The following is a 26,147-nucleotide window of genomic DNA, read 5'->3' as shown; positions in this document are numbered from 1 at the left end:
GACATCGAGCCGCTCCGCGTGCCGCGGGAGGGGCTCGATGTCCTCGCGCAGCATATCGTCGCCATGCTGGCGGCAGGCGACGGATGGGACGTGGCGCGGCTCGAGCGGCTGCTGGCGCGCAGCGACAGCTACTGCGGCCTGCCGCGCGAGAAGCTGGCGGCGGTGCTGGACATGCTCGCCGGCCATTACCCGTTCGTGCGCCCGCTCATCGCCTGGGACCGCGCCAGCGGCCGCCTCGAGCGGCTGCCGGCGGCTTCCATGGCGGCCCTTCTCGGAGCGGGCACGATCCCGCAAAGCACCGCCTATCCTGTGCATCACCATGAATCCGGCGTCCACCTCGGCGAGCTGGACGAAGAGTACATTCACGAATCCCAGGTCGGCGACGTGTTCCAGCTCGGCACATCGTCGTGGCGCATTCAGCGCATTCAGGCCGACCGCGTGTACGTCGCCGAAACGTCCAATCGCTTCAGCGAAATCCCGTTCTGGCGCGGCGAAGGCGCCGGCCGTTCGCTGGAGCTGAGCCGCGACGTCGGAAGGCTGTGGCGCGAGCTGGACGAGCTGCTCGAAGCGGAGACGGCGGACGAAGCGCGCAGCGCTGCAGCGGACGCGCCGCGAGCTGCCGGCGAAGCCGAACTTGCCGCCGGAGCCGGCGGCGCCATAACGCGCGCAGACGGACTGCCGCCCCTCGCCCCCGGCGAACCGCTGCGCTCCGCCTGCCGACCGGCGCGCCGCGTCATGGCTTGGCGAAACCTGCTTCATGGAGGAGGAAGCCGCCGCCCAGCTCATCCGGCTGGCGCGCGCCCAGCGGGCGCACACGCCGCTGCCGACGGACAGGAACGTCGTCCTGGAGCAGTACACCGACGAGCAAAGCCGCGTCCGCATCGTGCTGCACAGCTTGTTCGGCCGCACCGTAAACCGGACCTGGCTGCTGGCGATCGAACGCAAATTGGCGCTGCTTGGCATAACTCCCGTTCATAAGAACGCCAAAGACAACGGCATCGAGCTCGTTTTCCGCTACGGCGAGCGTATCCGCGAAGCGCGCAGCGCCGTCGTGGGGATGACGGCCGCGGAAGCGAGGGAGCTCGTCGCGGCGGCAGCCGCAGGCTCGCCGTATTTCGCCGCCGCGTTCCGCGAGCTGGCGGAGACGTCGCTACTGCTCAGCCGCAGCTTCACTCGCGTGCCGGCCTTCGTCAAGCGGCTGCGCGCCGAAGAGCTGCTCAAGGACGCTCTCCCGTTCAAGGAGCGGTTCCCCCTTATCGCCGAGGCGGTGCGCGTCAGTCTGGAACGAAAGCTTGATGTGCCGGGCATGGAAGAACTGCTGACCGGTCTCGAGACCGGCAGCGTCGCCTGGTCGATTTGCGAAACGGCCTACCCGTCGCCGATGACGGCGCAATACGAATACGATTATGTGCATGCCAACATGTACGATTCCGACGCCGTCCCGCGCGACGTGCAGCTCGAGCTGCTCGGGATCAGCCGCAAGCTGGCCGAGGAAGCTTTTGGCCCGGCGGCCTCCCCTCCTCTCGACCCGGACGTCGTCGCCGCAGAGCGCGCCCGCGCGGGCGAACCGCAGGCTGAGCTCGCCCACCCCGGCGATTTGATACGGCTGCTGAAAGAGCGCGGCGATTACAGCCGCGCCGAGCTGCTGCCTCTGCTCGGCGCGAAACGTACCGACGAATGGCTGCGCAGCGTGACCGCGGACGGCTCCGCGGCGGCCGTCAGCTTCAGCGGCGGCGAGGCCCGCTACGTGTGCAGCGATGAGCTCGCTCTCTATGAAGCGCTGCCGTCCGATGCGAATGCCGTCATGTTCGTTCTGAAACGATATGCGGACACTCGTTTTTCGTTCCGGGCGGACGACATCGCGCAGCGCTATCCGCTTACCCGGCAGCAGGCGGAAGCTTGGATCGGCGAAGCGGAGCGGCTCGAGCTCATCCAGCCCGCGCCATTCGCCGACAGCGCAGCCGAGCGGCTGTGGATGAGCGCCAAAACAGCCGCGCGCCTGATCCGCTTCTCGCTGCGGACGTTCCGCGCTTCGCGCGAAGGCTTGAACGCCGAGCGCTATGCCTCGGCTCTGCTGGAGCTGCACCGCGTAAGCGGCCCTGCCGCCGAAGGCGCCGCACGGAGCGGAGCGGCCGCCGCCGCAGACGATCCCGCCGCGCAGCTCAAAGAAGCGCTGCGGCCGCTGCAAGGCTGGTTCGCGCCCGTCGGCCAGTGGGAAGCTCTGCTGCTGCCCGCCCGCCTGCCCGGCTACCGGAAGGAGCATCTCGACCTGCTCTGCGCTTCGGGAGAGCTGCTGTGGGTCGGGCGCAAAGCGGATGGCGATAAGGAAGGCAGCGTCGCTTTTTTCCTCGCGGAGGACAAGGAGCTGTATCAGCCGCTCCTAAACCGCCAGCCGGCCGAGTCCAGCGCCCGTCCCGAGCTGCTGCGGCTGCTGCAAACGCGCGGCGCCAGCTTCCTGACGAAGCTGAGCATGGACACCGGGCTCGCGCCGTCCGCACTGCTCTCGCAGCTGCTGGAGCTCGTCTGGGAAGGGCGCGTCGCCAACGATCAATTCGCGCCGCTGCGAATCGCCGCGGAGCGTTCTCCCAAGCAAGCCGACCAGTTTCGCTCCGGACTAGGCCGCTGGTATGCACTGCCTGACGGCGCGGATGCCGGCGGCGCAGCCTCACTCCAAGCGGAAAGCAGTCCGGAAACGCCATCCGTTTCGTCCGCAGCGCAGCCTTACGAAGCATCCGCCCTGCGCTGGGCACGCCATCTGCTGGACAGCTACGGCATCGTCTCCAAGCCGCTCGTAGCGGTCCTTTGCCCTTTCTCGTGGGAGACGATGTCCGGCGTGCTGAAGCAGCTCGAGCTGCTCGGCCATGTCGTCCGCGGCCTGTTTATCCGCGAGCTGGAATCGGTCCAGTTCGCGCGCCAAGCTTCTTGTCCGCACTTGCCGATAAGTCCACAGTTGCTGCCTCTTCCGGCACCGCTGCGCCGACGCTGCTCTCGGCCTGCGATCCTGCCAACGGTTACGGCTGGCTGCTGCCGTGGCCCGCGCCGGGCAAGCTCGCCGGCTTCGCCCGCAAGCCCGGCAACTGGCTCGTCAGGCAGCGCGGCCGGTGGACGTTATGGCTGGAGAACGGCGGCCGCCGCATCGCCGCGCCAGAGCTGCCCGGCGTTCCCGCCGCTGCGGCGCCGGAACCCGAGCTGAAGGAGATTTTGCAGCAATGCATGAAGCGCCAAAGCTTGCGCAAAATCGTCATCGCACGTGGGACGGCCGGCCGATCGCCGATACGCCGCAAGCCTCCGCGCTGCAAGCGCTCGGCGCGGAGCGCGACCGGTCGAGCTTCGTGCTGTGGCCGAGCCAGCTCGGCTGAATCCGGGGCACACCATCGCCCGAAATAAGCGGGAACAGGCGGCTTGTGCACGCCCGCACCGGCGCACGTTTCCGCGCATCGCAAAAAGCAGCTCCGCCCAGCGCACTTTACGCGGGCGGAGCTGCTTTTTGCCAATTGGGCGTTGATCTGTTGTTAAACGGTGCCGGTCGCGCCCATTCCCGGGTCACATCGCATTTGTGCTGCTTAGGCGAACCCGGCGCGGAAGCCTGTAGGCAGTCTATGCCCTCGAGCATCTTCGCGACCTTTTGGCGCACGATGTTGGCTTGCTTGAACACTTCCGCGCTACCTGCAATAAAGCCCATGTTCGCTGAACAAAGACTGTATGGACGCTGATTTTCAGCAAAATGAAAATGCCGGCCGTTATCGCCTCCAAGGACGCTCTAGGCGAATTTTCGTCGTTATTCACGGAACACCCGGTCCTCATATGTTCATTCCGTCATATCGGCGCCTATCAGCGCCCCGCAAGACGCTGCATAGCGAAACCGGTTCTTTAAACGCCATTTGCCAAGCTGGTGCCGGTCTGATCCATTCACCGTAATCGCGCCTGCGTGTTCCTTCACATCGCCAACCGCCTGCCTGCAACGCTCCACGCCCGGAAGGAGAACCGGATTACGCCATCCTACTACGGCACGAGCGCTTTTCTCCCTGCAGAGAGAGACAGCCAAGCGCCAAGCGTAAGCAGAGCCTTTGCGTCCGTCGCCTTTACCCAAAAAACGCGTCGTCCTCTTCCTGCGCATCCGCGCTTACATACGTTTCTTCGCCGGCCTCGAGACAGCTCCAGGCCCCGGCCTCGTCGCCTTCCCTATCGAACGCAACATCTCTTTCGAACGGCTGCATACGGCGTCCCCTCCTCATGAAAATGATTCCGCTGCCCGCTCCACGCGGACCGCGCAAAGCTTGAACTCCGGCATCCGGCTCGTCGGGTCGAGAGCGTCGTTCGTCAGCTTGTTGACGCTCAGCTCCTCGCCCCAATGGAACGGCACGAACACGGTGCGCGGCTGGATGCCCTCCGTCACTTTTACGGCGAAGACGAGCGAGCCGCGCCGGCTCGTAATCCGCACCCGGTCGCCTACGCCGAGGCCAATGCGCTTCGCCAGCCAAGGGTGAATTTCCGCCACCGGCTCCGGCGCTTTTTTCATCAGCCCCGGCGTGCGCCGCGTTTGGACACCGCTCAAATAGTGGTTGCCGAGCCGCCCGGTCGTCAAAATGTACGGGTAATCGGCGTCAATCGGCTCGGCCGGCAGCTTCGGCGTAATGCCGGACAGCTTCGCTTTGCCGTCCGGATGCGCGAACCGCTTCGTGAACATGCGAGGCTTGCCCGGATGGTCCGGCGCCGGACACGGCCAGAACACCCCTTGCTCGCGTTTCAGCCGCTCGTACGTGATGCCGCCGTAATCCGCTTTGCCGCCCGCGCTCGCCCTGGCCAGTTCATTGAATACGTCCTCGATGCCGCCGTAGCGAAAATGCTCCCCGCGCCCGAGCGCTTCCGCGAGCTCGCATATGAGCTCGTAATCGAGCCTCGCCTCGCCTGGCGTCGGCAGCGCCCGGGCGCGGTGAAAGACGCGCCCTTCGACGTTCGTCAGCGTGCCTTCCCCTTCGAGGAACGACGAGCCCGGCAGCAGCCAATGCGCCAGCTTCGCCGTCTCCGTCTCGAACAGGTCGACGACGACGAGCAGCTCCAGCTTGCGCAGCGCCCGCTCCACGAAAGATGCGTTAGGGCTCGATACGACGGGGTTCGAGCCGAGCACGATCATCGCTTTGATCTCTCCTTCGTCGATCTTTTGCAGCATCTCGTAGGCCGACACGCCTTTGCCCGGCAGCTCGTCGGGAGCGATCCCCCATACCGACGCGACATGAGCGCGCGCTTCCGGATCTTCAATCGATCGATACCCCGGCAGCTGGTCCGCTTTCTGGCCGTGCTCCCGGCCGCCTTGCCCATTCGCCTGCCCGGTGACGGCGCCGAAGCCGCACCCCGCTGCCGACGTTGCCCGTCAGCAGCGCCAGATTGATGTAATTGAGCGTATTTTCCACGCCGTTCGACTGCTGCTCCAGCCCGCGCGCCGTCATCACGATGCCGCGCTGCGCTTTGGCGAAGCCGCGCGCGATCGTGCGCGTCACCGCCTCGAGCACGCCGGTCAGCTCCTCCACATAGGACGGCGTGTACGGCTTCACCGCTTCCGCGAGCTGCGCGAAGCCGTGCGTGCGCTCCTCCGTGAACTTGCGGTCGTACAGCCCCTCCTGCACGATGACATGCAGCAGCCCGTTCACAAACACCGAGTCAAAACCAGGCTGCAGCCGCACATGTATGTCGGCGAGCTTCGACGTCATCGTGTTGCGGGGGTCGATCGTCACGATGATTGCTCCGTTCTTTTTCGCCTCCAGCAAGTACGGCACCATGGTCGGCTGGCATTCGGCGATATTCGTTCCGGCGAGAATGATGTAGGAAGCAAGCGGGATATCGGACAGCGGAAACGTCATGCCGCGGTCGAGCCCGAACGCCCGGCTTGCCGCCGCCGCAGCCGACGACATGCAGTATCGTCCGTTGTAATCGATATATTTCGAACGCAGCGCGACGCGGGTAAACTTGCCAAGCAAATAACAGACCTCGTTCGTCAGCGAACCGCCGCCATATACGGAGACGGCGTCGCGCCCGTACTGCGCCTGGATACGCTGAATCTCGGCGGCGATGCCGCCGATCGCCTCGCTCCAGCCCGCTTGCCTCCAGCCGCCTCCGCTGCGGGCGAGCGGCGCTAGCACCCGCTCCTCATGCAGCACGTGATCGAGCGCGTTCAGCCCTTTCTGGCACAAACGCCCCGTCGCCACCGGAAAATGCTGGCTCGGCTTGACCGTCAGGCCCGCTCCCTTCTCGCCAGGCACGAGCTCGATTCCGCACTGCATGCTGCAGAAGCAGCAATGGGAGGAGGCCGCCGTCACAGGCAGCGCATTCGTCAGTGTGCTCATAGGTCCTCCTCCGTTACATTCGTCGTAGTTTCTATACCCTCCACATGGCCCGCATTTCCGGCCCGGCAAGCACGCCGTCCGCTTATACGAACGCACGTTAACACTAATGCCAATGCCCCGCGCCGACGAAGCCAATCCGTCCGCGCGACAGCGAAGCCGGTCCGTTCACCCGCCTATGATTCACGAGCCGGTTAAGCCGCGCCGCTCCAGCACCGTTTCCCAGCTGCCGAACGTGCGTGCCGCAGGCAGACCCCCCGCCTCGCTCCAGGCTAATGCGCCTCGCCCGGCACGGCGATATGCACCCGGCCGTTTTCGACCTTCGCTTCGTACGTGCGCACGCAGCCGTCGTCGGGCTTCTGCACTTCGCCGCTCGGCACGTGGATTTTGCGGTCGTGCATCGGACAGAACACGAACTCGCCCGATACGATGCCTTCCGCGAGCACGCCGTCCTTATGCGGGCACCTGTTATGGACGGCATGCACTTTGCCGCTCGTCAGCCGAAACAGCGCCAGCTCCAGCGCGCCGATGCGCACCGTTTTGCCCGTGCCGGCCGGCAACTCATCGTAAGACGCCACATCGACCCAGCGAACCTCGGTTTCCGCCAAATTTTCTGCACTTCTGTTCATCGCAAGTCGCCCTCCCGTTCAGTTCGCTTCCACCACGTCGTACAAGTCGCGCTTGATCGCATCGCTTGCGATCGCTTCCTTCCACGGATCCTTCGTTACCGACAGAGCGACGTCGATCCGCTCGCGCAGCTCCTTGCGGCGCGCTTCGTCCTGCACCACCTCGCGGATATGCTCGATGCCGAGGCGGCTTACCCATTCCGACGTGCGCTCGCCATAGTTGCCCGTTTCGCGGTAATATTGCAAATACGCTTCCGTGTACTCGATCACTTCCGCTTCCGTCTTGACCGTCGCCAGAAGGTCGCCGGCACGCACCTTGACGCCGCCGTTGCCGCCAGCGTACAGCTCCCAGCCGCCGTCGACGGAAACGACGCCGAGATCCTTGATGCCGGATTCCGCGCAGTTGCGGGGGCAGCCGGACACGGCCATCTTCACTTTCGCCGGCGTATTCAGCCGTTCAAAACGTTTCTCGAGGGCAATGCCCATCCCCATCGAATCGCCGGTGCCGAAGCGGCAGTAATCTTCGCCGACGCACGTCTTCACCGTGCGGATCGCTTTGCCGTAAGCGTAGCCTGACGGCATGTCGAGGTCGGCCCACATCGCCGTCAAATCTTCTTTTTTCACGCCGAGCAAATCGATCCGCTGCCCTCCGGTCAGCTTCACGGTCGGCACCTGGTATTTCTCCGCCACCTCGGCGATTTTTTTCAGCTCCGACGGCGTCGTCACGCCTCCGTACATGCGCGGCACGACGGAGTACGTGCCGTCCTTCTGAATGTTGGCGTGCATCCGTTCGTTGACGAAACGGGACGTGCGGTCGTCGCGGTAAGAGATCGGGTTGATCATGCCGAGATAGTAATTGAGCGCCGGCCGGCATTTGGAGCAGCCTTCGTCCGTTTTCCAGCCGAGCACGTTCATCACTTCCCGCACATGGGTCAGCCCTTGCTCGCGGATCGCCGCTACGACATCGCCATGCGACAGATCGATGCAGCCGCAAATCGTTTCCTTCGCCGGAGCGCCGGTGAACGCGTCGCCGAGCGTCAGCGCCAGCAAATCTTTGACGAGCGGCTTGCAGCCGCCGCACGAACGGGACGCGCCCGTGCAGTTTTTCACTTCCTCGGCGCTCGTCAGTCCCTGCTCCTTGATGGCGCTGCAGATCGCGCCTTTGCTGACGCCGTTGCAGCCGCAGACGATCGCGTCGTCGCTCATGTCGGTCGCGCCGCCGCCAGCCCCGGCTTCCGCTGCGGAATCGCGCAAGATCGCCGTTTTCTCCATGCCGGACACGTCCGTGCCGCTGCGAATCATCTGCATGAGGCGCGTGCCGTCGGCCGTATCGCCGAACAGCACGGCACCGATAATTTTGTTGTCCTTGATAACGACCTTTTTATAAATGCCGGAAAACTCGTCGTGAACGCGGATCGCCTTCGTGCCCTCCTGATCCTGGAACTGCCCGCCGGAAAACACGTCGACACCCGAAACTTTCAGCTTCGTATACACGACGGAACCTTCGTACGGCGCCGACTCGACACCGGCGAGCTTCTTCGCCAGCACCGCTCCTTGCTCGTACAGCGGAGCGACGAGCCCGTAAGCGACGCCGCGATGCATCGCGCATTCGCCGACGGCGTATATGCCGGGGATGCTCGTTTCCAGGTAATCGTTCACGACGATGCCCGGATTCGTCTCCAGCCCGATTTGCTGCGCCAGCGCCACGTTCGGGCGGATGCCGACGGCCATGACGATCAGGTCGGCGTCCGTTTTCGTGCCGTCCTTGAATTTGAGCCCCGTGACCCGCTTGTCGCCGAGTATTTCCGCCGACTGCTTTTCGAGCAAGAAGTTCATGCCTTGCGCTTCCAGCGCTTCCTGCAGCATTTTCGAAGCGGTCCGGTCGAGCTGACGCTCCATAATCGTGTCGACGATATGCACGACGTCAACTTTCATGCCGAGGTTCAGGAAGCCGCGCGCCGCCTCGAGGCCGAGCAGCCCGCCGCCGATGACGACCGCCTTCTTGTAGCGCTTGGACGCCTCGATCATCCGCTCGCAATCGGCGATCGTCCGGTACGCCATGACGCCATCCTTGTCGGCTCCCGACAGCGGGATCATGAACGGATTCGAGCCTGTCGCCAAAATCAGCTTGTCGTACGGCACCGTTACGCCCTTGTCGCTCGTCACCGTTTTCGCCGCCGTATCGACGGCCGTCACCTTGTGGCCGGCGTGCAGCGTGATATGGTTTTGCTCGTACCATTCGTACGTATTGAGGAAAATGTCTTCGACTTGCGAGTCGCCCGCCAGCACATACGACAGCAAAATCCGGTTGTAGTTCGGATAAGGCTCCGCGCCGAAAATCGTAATGTCGTACTTGTTCGGCGCGAGCTTCAGCAAATGCTCGATCGTGCCCACGCCGGCCATGCCGTTGCCGATGAGAACAAGCTTCTCTTTGTTGGTCATAGTAGTTCCTTCCCTTCTTCAGCTTGTTGGGCGTTTACGCCTTGGTCGCGTCCGGGTTCATATTGCCGCCGGAATGCAAGTTTGCCGCAGAGGCCGCGAGCTGGCTCACTTTGCCGCCGGCGCCGATCCATTTGCGCTTCCACTCCCGCTGCGCGACCGAGATGATAACGACGCAGCAGAGCGCAATAGCGCTCAAAATCAGGAAGCCCGGCGTGAATGAGCCCGTCGACTGCTTCAGGTTGCCGAGAATTTTCGGCAGGATATAGCCGCCGAGACCGCCGGCCGCGCCGACGATGCCGGTAATGATGCCGACTTCTTGCGGAAAACGTTGCGGCACGAGCTGGAACACCGCCCCGTTGCCCGCTCCCATGCACATCATGCCGACGAACAGCAGCGCTGTCGTCAGCCCTAGCGCCGGCAGCGTGGAGACGCCGGCAAGCATCAGGCCGATGACCGCATACAGCACCATCAGCATCCGGATGCCGCCCAGCTTATCGGACAGCCAGCCGCCGACCGGGCGGAAAAAGCTCCCGGCGATAATGCAAATTGTCGCGAAGTCGGCCGCCGTCACCGCGCCCAGCTTATACTGCGTGTTGAAGAAAATCGTCAAATAGCCCGCCATGCCGGAAAAACCGCCGAACGTCACCATATAAAAGAGACAGAACAGCCACGTATCTTTCTGGCTCAGCACCCGGCCGTAATCGGCGAACGTCTTCGGCGCGGGCTGGTTCGGGCTGTCCTTGGCCATGAACAGGAAAATGAGGAATACGATCGCGAGCGGGATGAGCGCCAAGGAGAACACGACGTGCCAGTCGCCGTAATGCTGTGCGAGCCGGTTCGCAAACAGCGTGCTGAAAATCGTGCCGCTGTTGCCGGCACCGGCGATGCCGAGCGCAAGGCCTTGATATTGCGGCGGGTACCAGCGGCTTGCGAGCGGCAAGGCGGCGGCGAAGCTGGCGCCGGCGATGCCGAGCATGAGGGCGACGAAATACATGTCGCTGAGCGAATTCGCAAATTGCCAGCCGAATATAAGCGGGACGACGGTCAGCACCATGCCGAGAATTCCCGTTTTTTTCGAGCCGATGCGGTCTGTCAAGTAACCTAACACAAGTCGCAAGATGGAGCCGCCGAGGGCCGGCAGCGCCACGAGGTTGGCTTTTTGTGCGGCGTCGAGATTGAAGTCTTTGGCGATAAGCACCGCCAGCGGGCCGAGCATGACCCAAATCATGAAGCTCATGTCAAAGTACAAAAACGCGCTGACAAGCGACCCTTTGTGCCCGCTTTGCAAAAACGACTTCCGATCCACCATTTCTCCCAGCTCCTTTTTTTCTAAAATGAAACAGAAAAAGCCCATCTGATTACGCAAGACCGCCGCAGCGCGATCGTCGTAAACAGACAGGCTTCATTGCCGTGTTGACACAACAGTGTGTCGACGTTTCAGGTTTGGGAAGAGCTCACTCCCTTGTGAGCCTCGTTACGGTCATTATATGCGGGAACGTTGTTTGTGTCAATAAACATAACACAAATTTTGATTTTGGCTCGTGTCAAATCGGTAATCGACAATTCTTAAGTCGTCGTGTTATATTTATTGTTATAAAACATAACATGAGCAGTGAAATTTATGCGGCGCCATGCCATGCTCCGTTTCATTTTGCTTGTGGGGGTTGTGACATGATCCAAACGTTTTTGCTCGTTGACGAATATCGGGACGTGCGCACGCGCTTCGCCCCGGCTCCCGCCGACTCCGATGGCGAAGACGCCGCCGGACCTGACTCCGGCGCCGCGGAGACGGTACCGGAGAAGAAGCTGCGCGATTTGGGGCTGCGCGTCATCGCCGCTTCCGCGGAGCCGCGCGAGTTCGCCGCACAGCTCGAGGCCGCGGATGCCGCGCTGCTCTCCGTGCCGGCCGAAGGACTCGCCGCGTGGCGCAAAAAAGTGCTCGCCTTGCGCCCTGTGCCGGTGCTGCTTTGGTGCGACGACTTGACATTCCCGAGCCAGGAGTGCAAGCTCGATGTAGAACTGGACGGCTTGCTGTCGGCAAACATGTCCGCTATCGATTTGCACGCCTCGCTGCTGATCGGCTTCAACCATTTTCTGCAGCGGCGCGAATGGCTGCAGGAGCGGGAGCAGCTCCTGTCGCGCCTCGAGGAACGCAAGTGGATCGATCAGGCGAAAGGCATTTTGTGCGAGATTAAAGGGATATCCGAAGCCGAAGCTTACGATTTCCTGCGCAAGCAGGCGATGAACGAACGCAAGCGGATGGTCGACGTCGCCACGTCGATCGTGAAAGTGTATCAGCTGCTGCAGGATCAGAACAGCAAGGGAGGGCGCAAAAGATGATCAATCTGTTGAAAGAAGTCGGCCGGGGCAAGCGCGGCGCCCGCGATCTCACGTACGAGGAAGCGCGCCGGGCGGCTGAGCTGATCGTAACCGGCGGGGCTACGCCGGCGCAGATCGGGGCGTTCCTCGTGGCGGAACGCATCAAAATGGAGTCGCTTGACGAGCTGCGCGCCTTCATCGATGCGCTGCGCGAGCGCGCCCAGCTGCACCGGATGGCGGGCGGCTTCGACTGCGCCGGCCCGTACGACGGGCGGACGCGCTCGTTCATGGCGACGCTGCCGACCGCTTTCGTGCTGGCGGCAAACGGCCTGCCGGCGACGCTGCACGGCAGCGCCGCGCTGCCGCCGAAGTGGGGCGTAACGCTGCCGGACGTGCTTCGCGAGCTCGGAGCCGCCGTGGAAGCGGCCGCCGCCGACACGCTCGCAGCCGCCGCAGATGTGTCCGGCTTCCTGTACGTGCCGTCCGAAGCGTGGTGCCCGCCGCTGGCCGAGCTGCGCGGCATCCGCGAGGAGCTCGGTCTGCGCACCGTGTTCAACACGGCGGAAAAGCTGCTGCGCTATTCGGATGCGCCGTATATGGCGGCAGGCGTGTTCCACGGCACCGTTTTCGAGAAAGTGGCAAAGCTCGTTATGGATCTCGGCGTAGAGCGCGGCATCATCGTGCAGGGAATGGAAGGGTCGGAAGACCTCGGCGTCGACAAGCGGACGCGCACGTATTTGATCCACGGCGGAGCGAGCGAGCTGTTCATCGTCGATCCGGAGCTTTACGAGCTGCAGGTCGAAGTGCCGGACGCAGAGTGGACGGCGGCCCGCCAAGCGGAGATGACGTTGTCCGTGCTGCGCGGGCAAGCGGAGCTGCCTTATTGGAACATGGTGCTGCTCAACAGCGCGGTGCGGCTTTGGATTGGGGAGAAGGTCGGCTCGATCGAGGAAGGCATATACCGTGCGCGCGCGGCGCTCGACGAAGGCAAGGCGCTCGCGGCGTTTGACCGCTGGAAAGCGGCACTCGCCGGCGCAGCGGTATAAGCGGCGGGGCGCGGTGGGAAGGCGACGTAAGTGAGCGAGACGGTGGTAGGTGCGCCGCGGCGCGGAGCCGCACCACAGGCGTGGCGACGTGAGCAGTGGGTGCGGTGTGTGACCGCAATCATGGTGCGGCGGGGTACACGGGCGAGAAGGCGCGACGTTGGCGCGGTGGCGTAAACGAGCGCAGCGATATATGCAGCGAATGCGAAAATGGGACATGGCCCGGCAAGCGGGACATGTCCCATTTTTTGTCGCTATCGGCAGGATGTGCCCCGCTCTTCCCCGCCTCCGAAACGCCCGCCCACAAAAATAACGGAACCAGATTCCGCTATTCGCCCAAACCGGAGCGATTTCCCCGACATAACGTACTTCTGTTCCGCTATCGGTGTCAAATCACCGGTCATATGAGGCTGATAGACGCTTTCGCAAGCAAATAACGGATTGCTGTTCCGCTAGTTTTGGGAAATAACGGGAAATGCCCACTATAACGGAACGTCGTTCCGCTATGGCCTGCAAGAGCGATTCCTGTTACCCGAATGAGCATTCATGCAACAACCGGAACTTCGGGCGTTTTCGCTGGACTGGTTTTCCATGCGCATATTCGTTCGGAGACTATCGACGGAGAGCCGCACTCAAACGGACCGAGAATCCTTTATTCGGTCTTTCTTTCCTGCTATGGGGGTTGAAGCGGACAGAGAATCTGCTATTTGGCGCTTCAATCGGGCAACGAGGCAGTATTCCCCGAAATAACGTCTCCTGTGTCCGCCTCGACGAAAAAAACGCCGTTTTGTCACAGATAACGAACCTGTAGTCCATTCACTCACATGACCAGTGGATTGTGCGACGGCAACCTGTAGTCTTTAGGAACGATATACTGGAACTGGAGCGCCTCCAAAGCAATCCTCAAACTACGCCCACTACGCCTCGTAAGCTCTCCGCACCGCGACCCGGTACGCTTGCGGCGATACCCCTTTGTGCTTTTTGAACAGCTGGCAAAAGTACGACGTGCTGAGCCCGCCGACCTCCCGCCCGATGTCCTGCACCGGCAAGTCCGTATTGGCCAGCAGGGCGCAAGCTTCGCGAATGCGGCGGGCGGCGATGTATTCGGACAATGTCGAGCCGGTATGGCTTTTGAACAAATGCGAAATATGGTAAGGCGACAAATGCAGCTCGGCGGCCATCGCCTCGAGCTCGAACGGCTGCGCGTACCGCTCCTCCAGCCAGTCGAGAATGCGCTCGACGTGACGGGACGCTTTCGCGGCGCCGCCCGCGGCTTCCTCGGCCGGAGGGAATACGTGCAGCTGCAAATGGCGCAGCAGCGCAAGCAAAAACAGCGCCCGCTCCTCTTCCTGCGGATCCCCGGCCGCCTGCCGCCGGGCTTCGTCGAAGCTGGCCAGCAGTTGCGGCAGTCGGTCGTCGCCACCGAGCTCGAACGCTTGCTGCGTCAGTGCCCCTTTCCAGATGCGCCGCAGAAAAGACTGCAGCTTCGGGAACGGAGCGGTATAAGAATCGGCGATGCGCGGATCGAAAGTAAGATTCGAACGGACGTAACGGACGCCTGCCTGCGCCGGAACCTCCACTTTATGCAGCTGATAAGGCTGAAAGCAGAACAGCATGCCAGGGCGCAGCGGATAACTGCGGCGCTCCATCGTGACGGAGCCGCAGCCTTCGTGCACGTACAGCAGTTCCACGCCTTGATGGGCGTGAAATCTGACCCAGTGCTCGCCTTTCGTTTCGCCGCGATATGACATCGCGAACGCATGCGGTCCCAAATCCATCGGCTGAATGAGATTCATGTTCTCTCCTCGCAGCTACCGTTATCGCCATATAGCTTCATTTTAACACAACAAAGCCGCTTGGAGACCGGATGCGTCAATTCAACTCGCGCAATTCGTTTAAATTCGGTTTATATTTATAACGTATCCTGTTGTTCCGAAGGAAGGTGATGAACCGTGTTCAAGCTGTTCAAGTTTTTGAAGCCATACTCCGCCTCTATAGGCGTCGTGTTGGCGCTTATGTTTTTGCAGTCCCTCTCTCAGCTGTATCTCCCTACATTAATGTCCGACATCATCGACACCGGCGTCATTCACGGCGATATCCCGTATATTGCGAAAGTCGGAGCGTTCATGCTCGTTGTCGCCGCAGCCGGCACCGTTTGCAACGTCCTGGCCGGCTATGCGTCGGCCCGCACGACGACGGGCTTCGGCACACTGCTTCGCGGCCGCTTGTTTTCGCAGGTGGAGCGCTTTACGCTGCACGAATTCGACAACATCGGCACGGCTTCGCTCATTACCCGCACGACCAACGACATCACGCAAGTGCAGCAAGTTTTATTCATGATGCTGCGCATGTTCGTCAGCGCGCCGATGATGTGCATCGGCGGCATCGTGATGGCCGTTTCCAAGGACGCGGCGCTGTCGCTCGTGCTGGTGGCGGTCATTCCCGTCATTGCCGGGGCTTTCTTTTTGATTGCCGGCAAAGGCGTGCCGCTGTTTAAAATGCTGCAAACCAAGCTGGACCGGCTCAATCTCGTATTGCGCGAAAATTTGACGGGGATCCGCGTCATCCGCGCCTTTAACCGGACGGACCACGAGCGGGAACGGTTCCACGAAGCCAATCGGGATCTGACCGCCACGGCGGTGAAGGTGACCCAAATTATGTCGTCCATGATGCCTGTTATGATGCTGGTGATGAACGTTGCCACCATCGCCATTATGTGGTTTGGCAGCATTCGCGTCGACCAGAACCATATCCAAATCGGCGATTTGATGGCGTTCATCCAGTACGGCATGCAAATTATGTTTTCGATGATGATGTTTTCCATGATTTTAATGATGATTCCGCGCGCGTCGGTTTCCGCCGACAGAATCAACGCGGTGCTGAATACCGTGCCGGAAATCGAAGACCGGGCGGATGCGAAGACGGCGGAGAAGCAGCTGGGCTTTCTGGAGTTTCGGCATGTGACGTTCAGCTATCCCGGCGCCGAGCAGCCGGCCGTCCGCGACATTTCGTTCGGCGCACGGCCCGGCGAAGTGACGGCCATCATCGGCGGGACCGGGTCCGGCAAATCGACGCTGGCGAACTTGCTGCTGCGGTTTTACGACGCGGACAGCGGAAACATTTTCGTGGACGGGGTCGATATTCGCGACATGAGCCAGGAAAGCTTGCGCGCCCAAATCGGTTACGTGCCGCAAAAAGCCGTCCTCTTCTCCGGCACCGTGAAGGACAACATCCGTTTCGGCAAAGAGACGGCCACGGACGAAGAGGTCAGGCGCGCCGCGGAAACCGCCCAGGCCGCCGATTTCATCTCCGCCATGCAGGACGGCTTCGACTCCGTCATTGCGCAAGGCGGCACCAACTTGTCCGGCGGCCAGAAGCAGCGCCTCTCCATCGCGCGGGCTCTGGTGCGGAAGCCGAACATTTATATGTTCGACGACAGCTTTTCGGCGCTTGACTTCAAAACCGACGCCAAGCTGCGCGCGGCGCTGAAAAAGGAAACGGCGGACGCCACCGTGCTGATCGTAGCGCAACGAGTCAGCACCATTATGGACGCGGACCGGATTGTCGTGCTGGACGACGGGCAAATCGCCGGTATCGGCAGCCATGAAGAGCTGCTGCGAAGCTGCGGCGTATACCGGGAAATCGTAGCTTCGCAGCTGTCGGAGGAGGAAATCGCATGAGCGAACAAAACAAAGCGCAAAGCCCGCGCCCCGGCGGCGGCCCTGGCGGTCCCGGATCCGGCGGACCCGGCGGACCCGGCGGACCCGGCTTCGGCAGAGGCCCGTTCGGCGGCGGCCCCGGCGGGATGATGATGCCGGTGCAAAAAGCGAAAAATTTCAAAGGAACGCTGCGCCGGCTGCTCGGCTACATTAAGCCGTATAACATGCGGCTCCTCGCCGTAGTCGCGATGGCCGTGATCGGCACATTGTTCAGCATCGTCAGCCCGAAGCTGCTCGGGGACGCCACGACCAAGCTGTTCGAAGGCGCGATGGCGAAGCTGCACGGCGTGGCAGGCGCCAAAATCGATTTCGCCTATATCGCGCACATATTGCTCGTCTTAGCCGGGCTGTACGTGCTAAGCTCTATTTTCATCTACATTCAGCAATTTATTATGGCCGGCGTCTCGCAGCGAATCGTATTCGATTTGCGGAACGAAATTAACGGCAAGCTGGCGCGTCTGCCTTTAAAATTTTACGATTCGCGGACGCACGGCGACATTTTGAGCCGCGTCACGAACGACGTCGACAACATCGGCACGACGCTGCAGCAGAGCATGTCGCAGACGATTTCGTCGATCATTACGCTCCTCGGCATTGTCGTCATGATGCTGACGATCAGTCCGCTGCTTGCTCTCATTACGATTCTTACGGTGCCGCTCAGCATTTTCGTGACGAAGAAGGTCGCCCCCCGCTCGCAAAAATATTTCGCCGCACAGCAAAAGACGCTCGGCGAGCTGAACGGCCACGTGGAAGAAATGTTTACCGGCCACAGCGTCGTCAAAGCGTTCGGGTTCGAGGGCAAATCGATCGAGAGGTTTAACGAAATTAACGGCAGGCTGTACGAGGCCGGCTGGCGCGCGCAATTCATCTCCGGCATTATTATGCCGCTCATGATGTTTGTCGGGAATATCGGCTATGTGCTCGTCAGCGTAGCGGCGGCATCTTGGTCACCACCCGCGCCATCGCGATCGGCGATATCCAGGCTTTCATCCAATATTCGGGGCAATTTACGATGCCGATTACGCAAATTGCCAATATGGCAAATTTGATTCAATCGACCGTCGCTTCGGCCGAGCGCATTTTCGAGCTGCTCGACGAAACCGAGGAAATTCCGGAGCCAGCCGGCGCCAAGGAAATCGCCCGGCCGCAAGGGAACGTAGCTTTCGAGCACGTCAAATTCGGCTACACGGCGGACGCGCCGCTTATCGAGGATATGAATATCAACGTCAAACAAGGGCAGACCGTCGCCATTGTCGGGCCGACCGGCGCCGGCAAGACGACGCTTGTCAATCTGCTAATGCGTTTCTACGAAACGAACGGAGGGCGGATCTCGATTGACGGCGTTGATATCAGGGAGATGAAACGGGGCAATTTGCGCAGCCTGTTCGGCATGGTGCTGCAGGATACGTGGCTTTTTAACGGCACGATCAGGGACAACATCGCCTACGGCCGCCAGGGAGCCACCGAGCAGGAAATCGTTCTGGCGGCGAAGGCGGCTTATGCCGACCATTTTATCCGGACGCTTCCCGACGGGTACGATACCGTTTTGAACGAGGAAGCTTCCAACCTGTCGCAAGGGCAAAAGCAGCTGCTCACGATCGCGCGGGCCATTCTCGCCGACCCGGCGATTCTTATTCTCGACGAAGCGACGAGCAGCGTAGACACGAGAACGGAAATTTATATCCAAAAGGCGATGGCCGAGCTGATGAAAGGAAGAACGAGCTTCGTCATCGCCCACCGGTTGTCGACGATTCGCGACGCCGACCTGATCCTGGTCATGAACCACGGCAGCTTGATCGAAAAAGGAACCCATCACGAGCTTCTCGCGCTGAACGGTTTCTACAGCGATTTGTACTATAGCCAGTTTACGGGCGGAAAGGCGCAGAAGAACGCCGTGTAAGTACGCGGGTGAGGCATTTAGGAACATGTTCGGTATTTAACGACTTTCATGACGCTGCTCGAGGTTCGTTTTGCGGAAACGCTCGTTTAGCGACCGAAAAGTCCGTGCAGAGAGAACAAAAGTCGTTACGAACGTACGTCTAGGCGCTAAAGCGCATGATTCGCCTTTTTGTTCCAACACAACGTCGTCGCAGCCGCAAATTAGAGAACATGGGCTTTATGACGAAAGACCATAAGCATTATGGCAAAAAAGAGCTCTCCCACAGTCATCCGCATGACCGATGGGAGAGCCTTTCTTTTGCCCGACCGAAGCATTGATATATCGCCCACCCGCAGTGAAGGAGAGCTACTCCCTGAGATTTTAACTGGAAAATCTCCCGAATTTTTGCCCATCTCTCCCCTTGTATGACCAACTAACCGGAAAACCTGCAGCTAATTTCGCCATTTTCCCGGATTGCTGCGAGCAAACGGGATTTTAGAGCCAGCTTTTCCAGTTAATCCCGCCAATATCCTTGTACTTCTCTCATTTACGGTACTTTTTCCAGCTATTTAATAGCCCGCAGTTTGACGGAAGGCACATTAGCTACAAGTCGCTCCACTTAAGAGCCGGCCGCCACAAAACGGCACCCGCGCGACAAGATATACGTTGACACTTCCCCCCGTTAGGCGTAATATTAGTACCAAGTACTAAAACCAGATTATAACCCACTTCCGGGAGGAGTACCTCTATGCCAAACGCCCCATTCGTCTCCAAAGCCCGCATTTCCGCGCTCGGCACCTACGTCCCCGAACGCATCGTAACGAACGACGACATGTCTCGTATCGTCGACACGAACGACGAATGGATCGTACAGCGCACCGGCATCCGAGAGCGCCGCTATGCGCGGGAGGACGAATACACGAGCCATATGTGCATCGCCGCCGTGCAAAACATGATCGACCGCCATGGCGTCTCCGTCCACGATGTCGACCATATTATCGTAGCTACGCATACGCCCGACTTGCCGTTCCCGAGCGTCGCCTGCCTCGTTCAAGCGCATTTTGGCATCCCCGCTGCCGGAGCTATCGATCTTAACGCCACATGCGCCGGCTTCGTGTACGGCCTGCATCACGCCAACGCGCTCGTTACGTCCGGGCTGCACCGCAAAATTCTCGTCATCGCCGCCGACACCTTGACGAAGATTACCAACTTCGAAGACAGAACGACATGCATTTTGTTCGGTGACGGCGCCGGCGCTGCGCTCGTAGAGCAGACGGATGGCGAAGGCGCGTTTCTGGCCCACCATCTCGGCTCCGATGGGACCGGCGGTCCGCAGCTGTACCGCACCGGCATCGCCGCAACGCTGAACGGGCAAGAGCTCGGCGGCAACGGCAAGCTTGTCCAGAACGGGCGCGAAGTGTACAAATTTGCAGTGTCGACGGTGCCAAAAGGCGTGGACGCCTTGCTTGCCCGGACCGGCTTGTCCTCCGCCGACATCGATGGCTTCGTTCCGCACAGCGCCAATACGCGCATCATCGAATCGATCTGCGAGCGCACCGGCATTCCGTTCGAAAAGACGCTGTGCAGCAACGAATATTACGGCAACACGTCGGCGGCGACGATTCCGCTGGCACTGCAGCTTGGCGTGGACGACGGCCGGGTGAAGCCCGGCGACCTGCTGCTGCTCTACGGCTTCGGCGGCGGCCTCGTTCATGCGGGGCTGATCGTGCGCTGGGGCTGACAGATTCCCTATATCCAAAATGTTGCCGCCGCAGCCTGCCGCTGCGGCGGCAACATTTTGCCCGGGCGTCAATTTCGGAGCGACAGCCACAGCCGCGCCACGTGGTCCGTTTCGTCGGTCATCGTCAGGAAAAAAATATCCCGCACGCGCGGGCTCGGCGTCAGCAAATACGTGTCGCGGTACCGCTTCGCCGCTTCAAGCGCCATAGCGATCGCCTTGCGCGCGCCGTCTTCGTAGCAGTCGAAAGTTTCCGCCGGTTCCGGCCGAACCAACGGATCCCGGCCGCGCAGTTCGCGAAAAAGGTCTTCCAGCAGCACGTAATGCTTGCGGTCTTCGGCCAGCAGCTCCTGCAGCTGCCTGGAGCAGGCGTCCTCGGGCGCAAGCTTGAGCAGCGAGCCGTACAGCCTGACAAGCGCCGCCTCCTGCCTGAGGCTCCATTCGAGCTGATCCAGAAAACGGCGCAGATCGCTGTAGTGAAACATCGCGACAGCACCGTTCGCGGCTAGGGCCGGAGATGTTTTGTACGGAGAGGTCGTCTGTGTCATGCGGTATCCTCCTCCTTATGTCGACCGATCCGCCATCCGGGGAAATCGGTGGTATTTTAGTATATGCCTTGCGGCTTGCCTACCCGGATAACAAAATGGCACGGGCTTGTCCGTTTTTGCCCCGCCGGGGGCTTCGGCGGCGTCGGCCAAACGATTACGCGGCTATTGCTCCTGCCGCGGCCGCCCCCGAAATGCCCGGGCCCGGGCTACGCCGCGACGCAGCCACGGCGGCGCCGGATGCAGCGAGCGCCGCCGGCCGGTGCGGGGCAGCACGCCGGCGATGCGCAACGCAAGCTGCCGCTGGTACCGCGCCAGCGCCTCCGCATGCTCGGCTATGCGCAGCGCCGTCTCCGGCGAAGCTGCCGCTACGTCGGCTGCACTCTCGACGATTCGCGCCAGCGCGCGCTGGCTGCGTGCGAGCGATGCGAGCATATCCAACTTAATCAGCTCCAGCTGTCGCTCAAAATCCGGTGTCATGCTATTTCCCGCCCATGCCGCCGCCGTACATCGCAGCTCCGCCGCCTTGCCCGTGGGGAGGGCCGATGCCTTCGGGTCCGTCCTGGCCGCCCGGCTCCTCCTGCCCGATCAAAACTTTCAAATGCTGGCCAAGCGACGACTCCATCCTCGTCAAACCGTCGATGACTTCGATCATTTGATCGTGTATGCCCATCGTCAGCTTCAGCCGCTCTTCGTAATCGTCCGTCTCGTGAGGCAGCATGTGCAGCGTAATCCAGTTGCGCACTTTTTCCGCTTCCGTCGCCTTCGCCCCCAAAATATCCGCGACCTCTTCCTGAAATCTTGTCACCGAATGCAAGATTTTGCGCAGCGAATGTTCCCTGCTCAAACGCCGATTCCTCCTCCCGCCGCTATTCGTCATGGCTCGGCTCGCTCAGCTCTTTGAGCGCCAGTTCCAAATGGATGACAAGCGCATCCTCCAGTTCGGCCAGACTGTTCAAATACGCGGTTACGCTTTTCGTCACAATTGAAGCGTTCTCGACGATTTCCTGAAGTTCACCGTCGAACGGCAACTCGTCGGGCATATGTGCGATAAGGCCGGACATATGGCAAACGACATGCTTCTCCGCCTCCATAATCCGAACGGCCTCCCGCTGCGATTCGGACAGATGGGCTATGGCGGCCGAAATTTCGCGCTGCACGGCTGTTCCTCCCTGCTTCTTCAATGAATCGATCTCTTCAATTTATGCGTTTCCCGGCAACCCGGTACCAGTAAGGCGCTGGCGTTTTTTCCAGTACAACGGCTGCATTTCAAGCGACGGCGCGGCGTCACAAAGCTCGCAACTTCCTGTTCATGGAAAAGACGGCCGCAGCGCGGCCGTCATGTCGGGCTGCTATTTTCGCAGGAAGCCCAATTGGTTACATCTTCAAGCCAAAAGCGATCCAATGCAGCATGCCTTGCGCCGCGTCCGCTCCCGGCCGAAGCCTGGCGACGCGCAGCATTGCAGCATCCCGTCCTTTCGCTTCGAGCGAAGCGAAGCAGTCGGAGCGATCGGTCATGGCTACGATCACGTAAGTGTCATCCGCGAACGGTTCGGGCAGCTTCACTTCGACGCTGACCTCCGCCTCCTCCACCTGCAGTTCGAACGATACGCTCCCCGCCAGTTGCAGTGCAGCCGGCGAACCGGCAGCCGCCTGCACGGGCGCAAACGTGAGCTTCGACTCGTCGACCGCGCCTTCCGCCAGCTTGCCGGCGGTAATGCTGCCGTCCGCAATGCGTTCGCCGGTGAGCCGCAGTTCACCCAGGTGCCGGGGCTGAATGGCCCCGTCCCGAATGTGCAGCGATTCTACCGACTCCGGCGCAAGATGGTCGCCTTGCACGGCGCGGGCCGCTAACTTGCTGCTGCTGACGCTGCCGTCAGCCAGCTTCTCGGACGTGACTGACGCCGGCTGCAGCGTATCGGTGCTTACAGCTCCGGCCGCCAGCTTATCTGCGGTGATTGCCTGCGGCTGGAGGTGGCGCGTCTCAATCGAGCCGTCCTGCATATGCTTCGCCTCGATGGAGTTCGGTACCAGTTTGTCGCTTGTTATGGAGCCGGCCGCCAGTTTCGAAGCCGTTACGGCGGCGTCCGTCAGTTTATCCCCGGACACCGATTCGGGAGCCAGCACGTGGGTAGTAACAGCATGAACCGCCAGTTCTTTGGTCGAGACGATGCCATCCGTCAAATGCAGACGCTGTATCGAGCCAGGCGCCAGCTTGGCCCCCGTTACAGATCCGTCCTGTAGCACATTGCCGCTAATAGCTCCCGGGGCGCAATGCTCCGTTGTCAGGCTGCCGCTGCGAATGTGGGCGGCTCCGACCGATTCCGGCGCAATGCGTTCAGCGGTAACGGCGCATTCCGCCAAATGGGCGGAACCGATTGCTCCTCGTGCGACATGCTCGCTCTGTACGGAGCCCGCTGCCAGCTTGGCGGAAGTGACGGCTGCATCGCGCAGCAGAGGCGTATCGATCGCCTGATCTTTCAAATGCTGCGGTCCAATAATGCCCTCGCCAATATGCTTCGATCCGATGGCCTCCTTCGCGATGTGGATGGCGGAGATGGCGCTTTTGCCGATATGCTCCGAGCCGATCGCTCCGCCGGCCACATGCTGCGAGCCAATCGCCCCTGGCAGCAGCTTCTCGCCGGGGATCGATTTATCGCGCAGCAGTTGGGCCGTAATGGCCTGATCCTGAATATGCTCTGCCTGCACGGCTCCGGGGACGAGATGGGCACTGCCGATACTTCGTTTGGCGATCTTGTCGCCGCTGACCGAGCTCGGCGCCAGTTGGTTCGCCCCAATTACCCCGTCGGCGATATGCTGCTTCCGGATCGCTCCCGGGGCGATTTTATCCGCAGTTACTGCTTCGTCGCGCAGCGTCCAGGTGGTGACCGCCTGCTCCTGCAGCTGCTGCGTGCCGATGGTGCCCGCGGCCAAATGCGAACCGCGCAGCGCGCCGTCGGCAATATGAGCTGAGGTAATGGCTTTGGCCATCAGTTCATTGCCGCCGACCGAGCCCGGGGCCAATTGCGCCGTCCCGACCGCGCCCTCGGCGATCGCCTCGGAGGTGATCGCCCCCCGCGCCAAGTGCCGCGTCCCTATCGCCTCTTCGGCGATTTTCGCCGCTGTTACGGCGCCGTCGGCGAGATGCTCCTCGGATATAATCGAATCGGCGAGATGGTATCCTTCAATCGTCTCCACCGGAATGTGCTCGGCCCGTATCATGCCCGCAGCGAGCTTATCGCCGCTGATCAAGCCCGGGGCCAAATGATAGGAAAGCACGGAGGCATGCGCGAGATGTGCGCTCCCGATTTGTCCCGGGGCGATGTGATGCTCCAGTACTTGATCCACCCCGAGATGATGGGACTTGACGCTGCCGTCCTGCAAATGTACGCTGCCGATGCAGCCTTCAGCAAGCTTTTCGGCGGTAACGGCCCCATCGGCCAGCTTGACGGCAGCGACCGCCGAATCGGCAAGCTTCGCCGTATCGACCGCGCCGTTCGCCAGTTGCACGGAACCGACGGCTCCGCTCTTGATTTTAACGCTGTCGACGGCTTGGTCGTCCAGCAGATCTCTCGTTACGACCAGCGGAGCGAGATGAATCGATTGAATGGCGCCGGGTGCGATTTTGACGGCATCGATCGTTTTGTCGGCCAGCTTGTCGGACGTAATGCTGTTCTCAATCAGCTTGTCGCCTGACACCGAACGGTCGCGCAGCTTCTCGCCGTCGATGGAAAGCTCGGCAATATGTTCGTTGTTGACCGCGCCCCGGGCGATTTTGCTTCGCGTGACGCTGGAGTCGGCCAGCTTCGTATGATCGATCGACAAATCCATGATCGCTCTTGCGCCAATGCTGTACGGCTTGATTTTGCGCTCGTCAATCGACCGATTGGCCAGCTTTTCCTCCGTTACGGCTTCATCGACGAGATCGTCGGTGTAGACGACGGCGGACGGTTTCGCCGATTTGCGTTCCGACAGCAGCAGCAGCGGAGACGGCAGCTTGACGGCAGACGGGGGCTTGACGGCGGTTGCCGGCTTGATCGCCGGAATGGCTTCCGCTTCCGCGGGTTTGCTGGCGGCGGCGGCCGGTGTCTGGACCGGTTTCGCTGATAGTTTGGCATCCACCGCTTTCGGCTCATCGCTCGCGTTCGCTCTCTGCCCTTTCTTGTCCGCCGCCTCTTTGCCGCTCTGCGCGGTTTTCCCCGTCAAGCGGACTGCTGATCTTTCCTTGTCGTGGATGTACTTCAGTTCATTCGTGCGGGCGTCCAAATATTGGAATCTTTTTCGTTTTTTCATAATGGGCCCCTTCCCCGAGATGTTTGTCACTGACAACATATGCGAATGTCCCTAGGGCAGTTGCCGTTCCGCGCCAAAATGTGCGAGTACCTAGGTGTTAAGCTGGCCGAAGGACGTCCGGCACATGGCTCGCCGTTGCTCCTCCTGCTTAGCGCCCGGACAGCGGTACCGGGGTGCGAGCAAAAGAAAAGCCCGATATCGGGCAGTGAAGCCGGCATCAAGCTTAAGACACCGCTATTGATCGCCGAGAGCGATCCAGTTCATTTCGCCGCTCAAGTGCGGCGCCGGCGTATCGCGAAGCAGCCGAACGACCGCGCTCTCCCGCGCCTTGCTTACGATGACCGTACGGCAGCCGGGTTCGTTCGTCGTCGCTACAAGCGCATAGCCGTCGTCTTGGAACGGCTCATCGAACGTGACGTAGATGTCAAGGCAGCGATCGAACGGAGTGAAACGGAACGGGACTAGCCCGTACTGCTGCAAGTAATGCGCTGAGGAAGCAGAAGCGTCGGCGCTATCCGGCCCTGGAACAGGCTGCGCTTCCGCGAAATCCGCCTGCTCTTGCGGCGGCGCATCGTGCAATTCCGGCTCTGTCGCCGTATCCGCCGGCGCTTCATTTTTAATGCTTACGGGTATTTCCGTATGCTCCTCCGGCACGACATCGATGACGACCGGGTGGTGCCGCGGCGAAACGATGCGAAGTTCCTCGCCGCTTTTCAGGACGCCGTCCAGCCCAAGCTGGAACGATTGTAAGACGTCGGAGAATCCGCTGGCGCGCTGGTCCGTCCAGCGGTCGAAACCGAGCAATTGTCCGAACCAGGAAGCGTTTCTCCGGTAACGGGGCTTCGGCTTGTCGATAAGCAAGAGCGGCGCCGACTGCGCCGCACGGCGGCTTTGCTTCGCCACGGCAGCGGCCATGCCGTCGCTCACATTAATTTTGGCGGAGGGATCGTTCTTTCGTTTATTCGTTTTCTTTGCCAGCGGCGTTTTGGCAGCCGGTTTGCGGGATCGGGTCTTCGGCTCGCCGTCGATCCGAATCGGCACCTCCGCCTCGTCGTCCAACCAATCAAGCTCGTTCACTAGCGGGTCGACAAACTTTCCCGTCCCTAACGTACGCGGTTTGCGTGGCTTGCTCATACGAGTTTCTCCTTTCCGGAAACACGATGCGTTTCCCGCCTGCGCGAACAGGCGATGTGCTCTTCTTGCGG

At 61.1% G+C, this 26,147-nt stretch carries 20 protein-coding genes and 2 pseudogenes; 8 read left to right on the top strand and 14 right to left on the bottom strand.

Annotation, left to right across the window (positions count from 1 at the left end; genetic code table 11):
* The 3 genes and pseudogenes from SD70_RS38570 to SD70_RS36315 all read left to right on the top strand — a co-directional run.
* Positions 1–978, top strand: a pseudogene (locus tag SD70_RS38570) (hypothetical protein); the annotation flags it as partial.
* Positions 881–3,193, top strand: coding sequence for an Lhr family helicase (locus SD70_RS24530; RefSeq protein WP_231571502.1), 2,313 nt, complete (start codon positions 881–883; stop codon positions 3,191–3,193). The pseudogene SD70_RS38570 and the gene SD70_RS24530, both read left to right, overlap by 98 nt.
* 16 nt (positions 3,194–3,209) lie before the next feature.
* Positions 3,210–3,359 (top strand): hypothetical protein, encoded by a 150-nt coding sequence (locus tag SD70_RS36315; RefSeq protein WP_156158171.1) that lies wholly within the window; start codon positions 3,210–3,212, stop codon positions 3,357–3,359.
* Between the two features lie 449 nt (positions 3,360–3,808).
* On the opposite strand, the gene SD70_RS39435 is transcribed toward SD70_RS36315, so the two are convergent.
* The 7 genes from SD70_RS39435 to SD70_RS24505 all read right to left on the bottom strand — a co-directional run bounded on the left by SD70_RS39435 (position 3,809) and on the right by SD70_RS24505 (position 10,715).
* Positions 3,809–3,940 carry a hypothetical protein gene (locus SD70_RS39435; RefSeq protein ID WP_269432526.1) on the bottom strand — a complete coding sequence of 44 codons (132 nt, stop codon included), beginning with the start codon at positions 3,938–3,940 and terminating at the stop codon, positions 3,809–3,811.
* Between the two features lie 142 nt (positions 3,941–4,082).
* Positions 4,083–4,217: a hypothetical protein gene (locus SD70_RS39430; protein ID WP_269432525.1), complete on the bottom strand. Its 135-nt coding sequence runs from the start codon at positions 4,215–4,217 to the stop codon at positions 4,083–4,085.
* Between the two features lie 14 nt (positions 4,218–4,231).
* Positions 4,232–5,185: a molybdopterin oxidoreductase family protein gene (locus tag SD70_RS39925; RefSeq protein WP_331436835.1), complete on the bottom strand. Its 954-nt coding sequence runs from the start codon at positions 5,183–5,185 to the stop codon at positions 4,232–4,234.
* Positions 5,186–5,255: 70 nt separating this feature from the next.
* The gene (locus SD70_RS38560) at positions 5,256–6,341 is read right to left on the bottom strand and encodes a molybdopterin oxidoreductase family protein (RefSeq protein ID WP_331436834.1); all 1,086 of its coding nucleotides are present in this window, start codon (positions 6,339–6,341) and stop codon (positions 5,256–5,258) included.
* A 269-nt stretch (positions 6,342–6,610) separates the two neighbouring features.
* Positions 6,611–6,967: a nitrite reductase small subunit NirD gene (gene nirD, locus SD70_RS24515; protein ID WP_394298012.1), complete on the bottom strand. Its 357-nt coding sequence runs from the start codon at positions 6,965–6,967 to the stop codon at positions 6,611–6,613.
* Between the two features lie 18 nt (positions 6,968–6,985).
* Entirely contained in the window at positions 6,986–9,406 is a 2,421-nt protein-coding gene (nirB, locus tag SD70_RS24510) for a nitrite reductase large subunit NirB (protein ID WP_041050554.1), read from the bottom strand.
* A 34-nt stretch (positions 9,407–9,440) separates the two neighbouring features.
* Positions 9,441–10,715: a nitrate/nitrite transporter gene (locus SD70_RS24505; RefSeq protein ID WP_394298011.1), complete on the bottom strand. Its 1,275-nt coding sequence runs from the start codon at positions 10,713–10,715 to the stop codon at positions 9,441–9,443.
* A 362-nt stretch (positions 10,716–11,077) separates the two neighbouring features.
* Here SD70_RS24505 and SD70_RS24500 point away from each other — a divergent pair, with 362 nt between their 5' ends.
* Both SD70_RS24500 and SD70_RS24495 read left to right on the top strand, forming a co-directional pair.
* Entirely contained in the window at positions 11,078–11,746 is a 669-nt protein-coding gene (locus SD70_RS24500; RefSeq protein ID WP_082053628.1) for an ANTAR domain-containing response regulator, read from the top strand.
* A complete protein-coding gene (locus tag SD70_RS24495; protein WP_041050552.1) occupies positions 11,743–12,771 on the top strand; it encodes an anthranilate phosphoribosyltransferase in 1,029 nt (342 codons plus the stop codon). The genes SD70_RS24500 and SD70_RS24495 overlap by 4 nt, the downstream gene beginning before the upstream one ends.
* 914 nt (positions 12,772–13,685) lie before the next feature.
* Here SD70_RS24495 and SD70_RS24490 read toward each other — a convergent pair.
* Positions 13,686–14,564 carry an AraC family transcriptional regulator gene (locus tag SD70_RS24490; protein WP_041050551.1) on the bottom strand — a complete coding sequence of 293 codons (879 nt, stop codon included), beginning with the start codon at positions 14,562–14,564 and terminating at the stop codon, positions 13,686–13,688.
* Between the two features lie 156 nt (positions 14,565–14,720).
* On the opposite strand from SD70_RS24490, the gene SD70_RS24485 reads away from it, so the two are divergent.
* The 3 genes and pseudogenes from SD70_RS24485 (at position 14,721) to SD70_RS24475 (ending at position 20,107) form a co-directional block, all read left to right on the top strand.
* Positions 14,721–16,448, top strand: a complete 1,728-nt coding sequence (locus SD70_RS24485) for an ABC transporter ATP-binding protein (RefSeq protein WP_041050549.1) — start codon at positions 14,721–14,723, stop codon at positions 16,446–16,448.
* Positions 16,445–18,387: pseudogene (locus SD70_RS24480) on the top strand (ABC transporter ATP-binding protein). The gene SD70_RS24485 and the pseudogene SD70_RS24480 overlap by 4 nt, the downstream one beginning before the upstream one ends.
* 727 nt (positions 18,388–19,114) lie before the next feature.
* Positions 19,115–20,107, top strand: a complete 993-nt coding sequence (locus tag SD70_RS24475; RefSeq protein WP_041050547.1) for a ketoacyl-ACP synthase III — start codon at positions 19,115–19,117, stop codon at positions 20,105–20,107.
* Positions 20,108–20,175: 68 nt separating this feature from the next.
* Here the strand turns inward: SD70_RS24475 and SD70_RS24470 are convergent, their stop codons facing one another.
* The 6 genes from SD70_RS24470 to SD70_RS24445 form a co-directional block, all read right to left on the bottom strand.
* Entirely contained in the window at positions 20,176–20,652 is a 477-nt protein-coding gene (locus SD70_RS24470; protein ID WP_052487842.1) for a ferritin-like domain-containing protein, read from the bottom strand.
* 162 nt (positions 20,653–20,814) lie between these two features.
* Complete coding sequence (locus tag SD70_RS24465; protein WP_052487841.1) at positions 20,815–21,129, bottom strand: hypothetical protein; 315 nt, start codon at positions 21,127–21,129, stop codon at positions 20,815–20,817.
* Position 21,130: 1 nt separating this feature from the next.
* A complete protein-coding gene (locus SD70_RS24460) occupies positions 21,131–21,496 on the bottom strand; it encodes a hypothetical protein (protein WP_041050545.1) in 366 nt (121 codons plus the stop codon).
* Positions 21,497–21,518: 22 nt separating this feature from the next.
* Positions 21,519–21,809, bottom strand: a complete 291-nt coding sequence (locus tag SD70_RS24455; RefSeq protein WP_041050543.1) for a hypothetical protein — start codon at positions 21,807–21,809, stop codon at positions 21,519–21,521.
* Positions 21,810–22,026: 217 nt separating this feature from the next.
* The gene (locus SD70_RS33910) at positions 22,027–24,942 is read right to left on the bottom strand and encodes a WIAG-tail domain (protein WP_052487840.1); all 2,916 of its coding nucleotides are present in this window, start codon (positions 24,940–24,942) and stop codon (positions 22,027–22,029) included.
* A 234-nt stretch (positions 24,943–25,176) separates the two neighbouring features.
* A complete protein-coding gene (locus tag SD70_RS24445; RefSeq protein ID WP_041050542.1) occupies positions 25,177–26,076 on the bottom strand; it encodes a WIAG-tail domain in 900 nt (299 codons plus the stop codon).
* Positions 26,077–26,147: the final 71 nt, after the last annotated feature.

The organism is Gordoniibacillus kamchatkensis (assembly GCF_000829455.1).
In the GTDB taxonomy this organism is placed as follows: domain Bacteria; phylum Bacillota; class Bacilli; order Paenibacillales; family NBRC-103111; genus Gordoniibacillus; species Gordoniibacillus kamchatkensis.
The sequence above is the reverse complement of the archived record's forward strand: the minus strand, read 5'-3'. Positions and strand labels throughout refer to the sequence as shown.

Bases quoted from the DNA above. Each gene is read 5' to 3' on its own strand.
- SD70_RS24465 (WP_052487841.1), bottom strand. From the start codon at position 21,129: ATGACACCGGATTTTGAGCGACAGCTGGAGCTGATTAAGTTGGATATG.
- SD70_RS24490 (WP_041050551.1), bottom strand. From the start codon at position 14,564: ATGAATCTCATTCAGCCGATGGATTTGGGACCGCATGCGTTCGCGATG.
- SD70_RS24505 (WP_394298011.1), bottom strand. From the start codon at position 10,715: ATGGTGGATCGGAAGTCGTTTTTGCAAAGCGGGCACAAAGGGTCGCTT.
- nirB (WP_041050554.1), bottom strand. From the start codon at position 9,406: ATGACCAACAAAGAGAAGCTTGTTCTCATCGGCAACGGCATGGCCGGC.
- nirD (WP_394298012.1), bottom strand. From the start codon at position 6,967: ATGAACAGAAGTGCAGAAAATTTGGCGGAAACCGAGGTTCGCTGGGTC.
- SD70_RS24500 (WP_082053628.1), top strand. From the start codon at position 11,078: ATGATCCAAACGTTTTTGCTCGTTGACGAATATCGGGACGTGCGCACG.
- SD70_RS38560 (WP_331436834.1), bottom strand. From the start codon at position 6,341: ATGAGCACACTGACGAATGCGCTGCCTGTGACGGCGGCCTCCTCCCAT.
- SD70_RS33910 (WP_052487840.1), bottom strand. From the start codon at position 24,942: ATGAAAAAACGAAAAAGATTCCAATATTTGGACGCCCGCACGAATGAA.
- SD70_RS24495 (WP_041050552.1), top strand. From the start codon at position 11,743: ATGATCAATCTGTTGAAAGAAGTCGGCCGGGGCAAGCGCGGCGCCCGC.
- SD70_RS24445 (WP_041050542.1), bottom strand. From the start codon at position 26,076: ATGAGCAAGCCACGCAAACCGCGTACGTTAGGGACGGGAAAGTTTGTC.
- SD70_RS24475 (WP_041050547.1), top strand. From the start codon at position 19,115: ATGCCAAACGCCCCATTCGTCTCCAAAGCCCGCATTTCCGCGCTCGGC.
- SD70_RS39430 (WP_269432525.1), bottom strand. From the start codon at position 4,217: ATGCAGCCGTTCGAAAGAGATGTTGCGTTCGATAGGGAAGGCGACGAG.
- SD70_RS24470 (WP_052487842.1), bottom strand. From the start codon at position 20,652: ATGACACAGACGACCTCTCCGTACAAAACATCTCCGGCCCTAGCCGCG.
- SD70_RS36315 (WP_156158171.1), top strand. From the start codon at position 3,210: ATGCATGAAGCGCCAAAGCTTGCGCAAAATCGTCATCGCACGTGGGAC.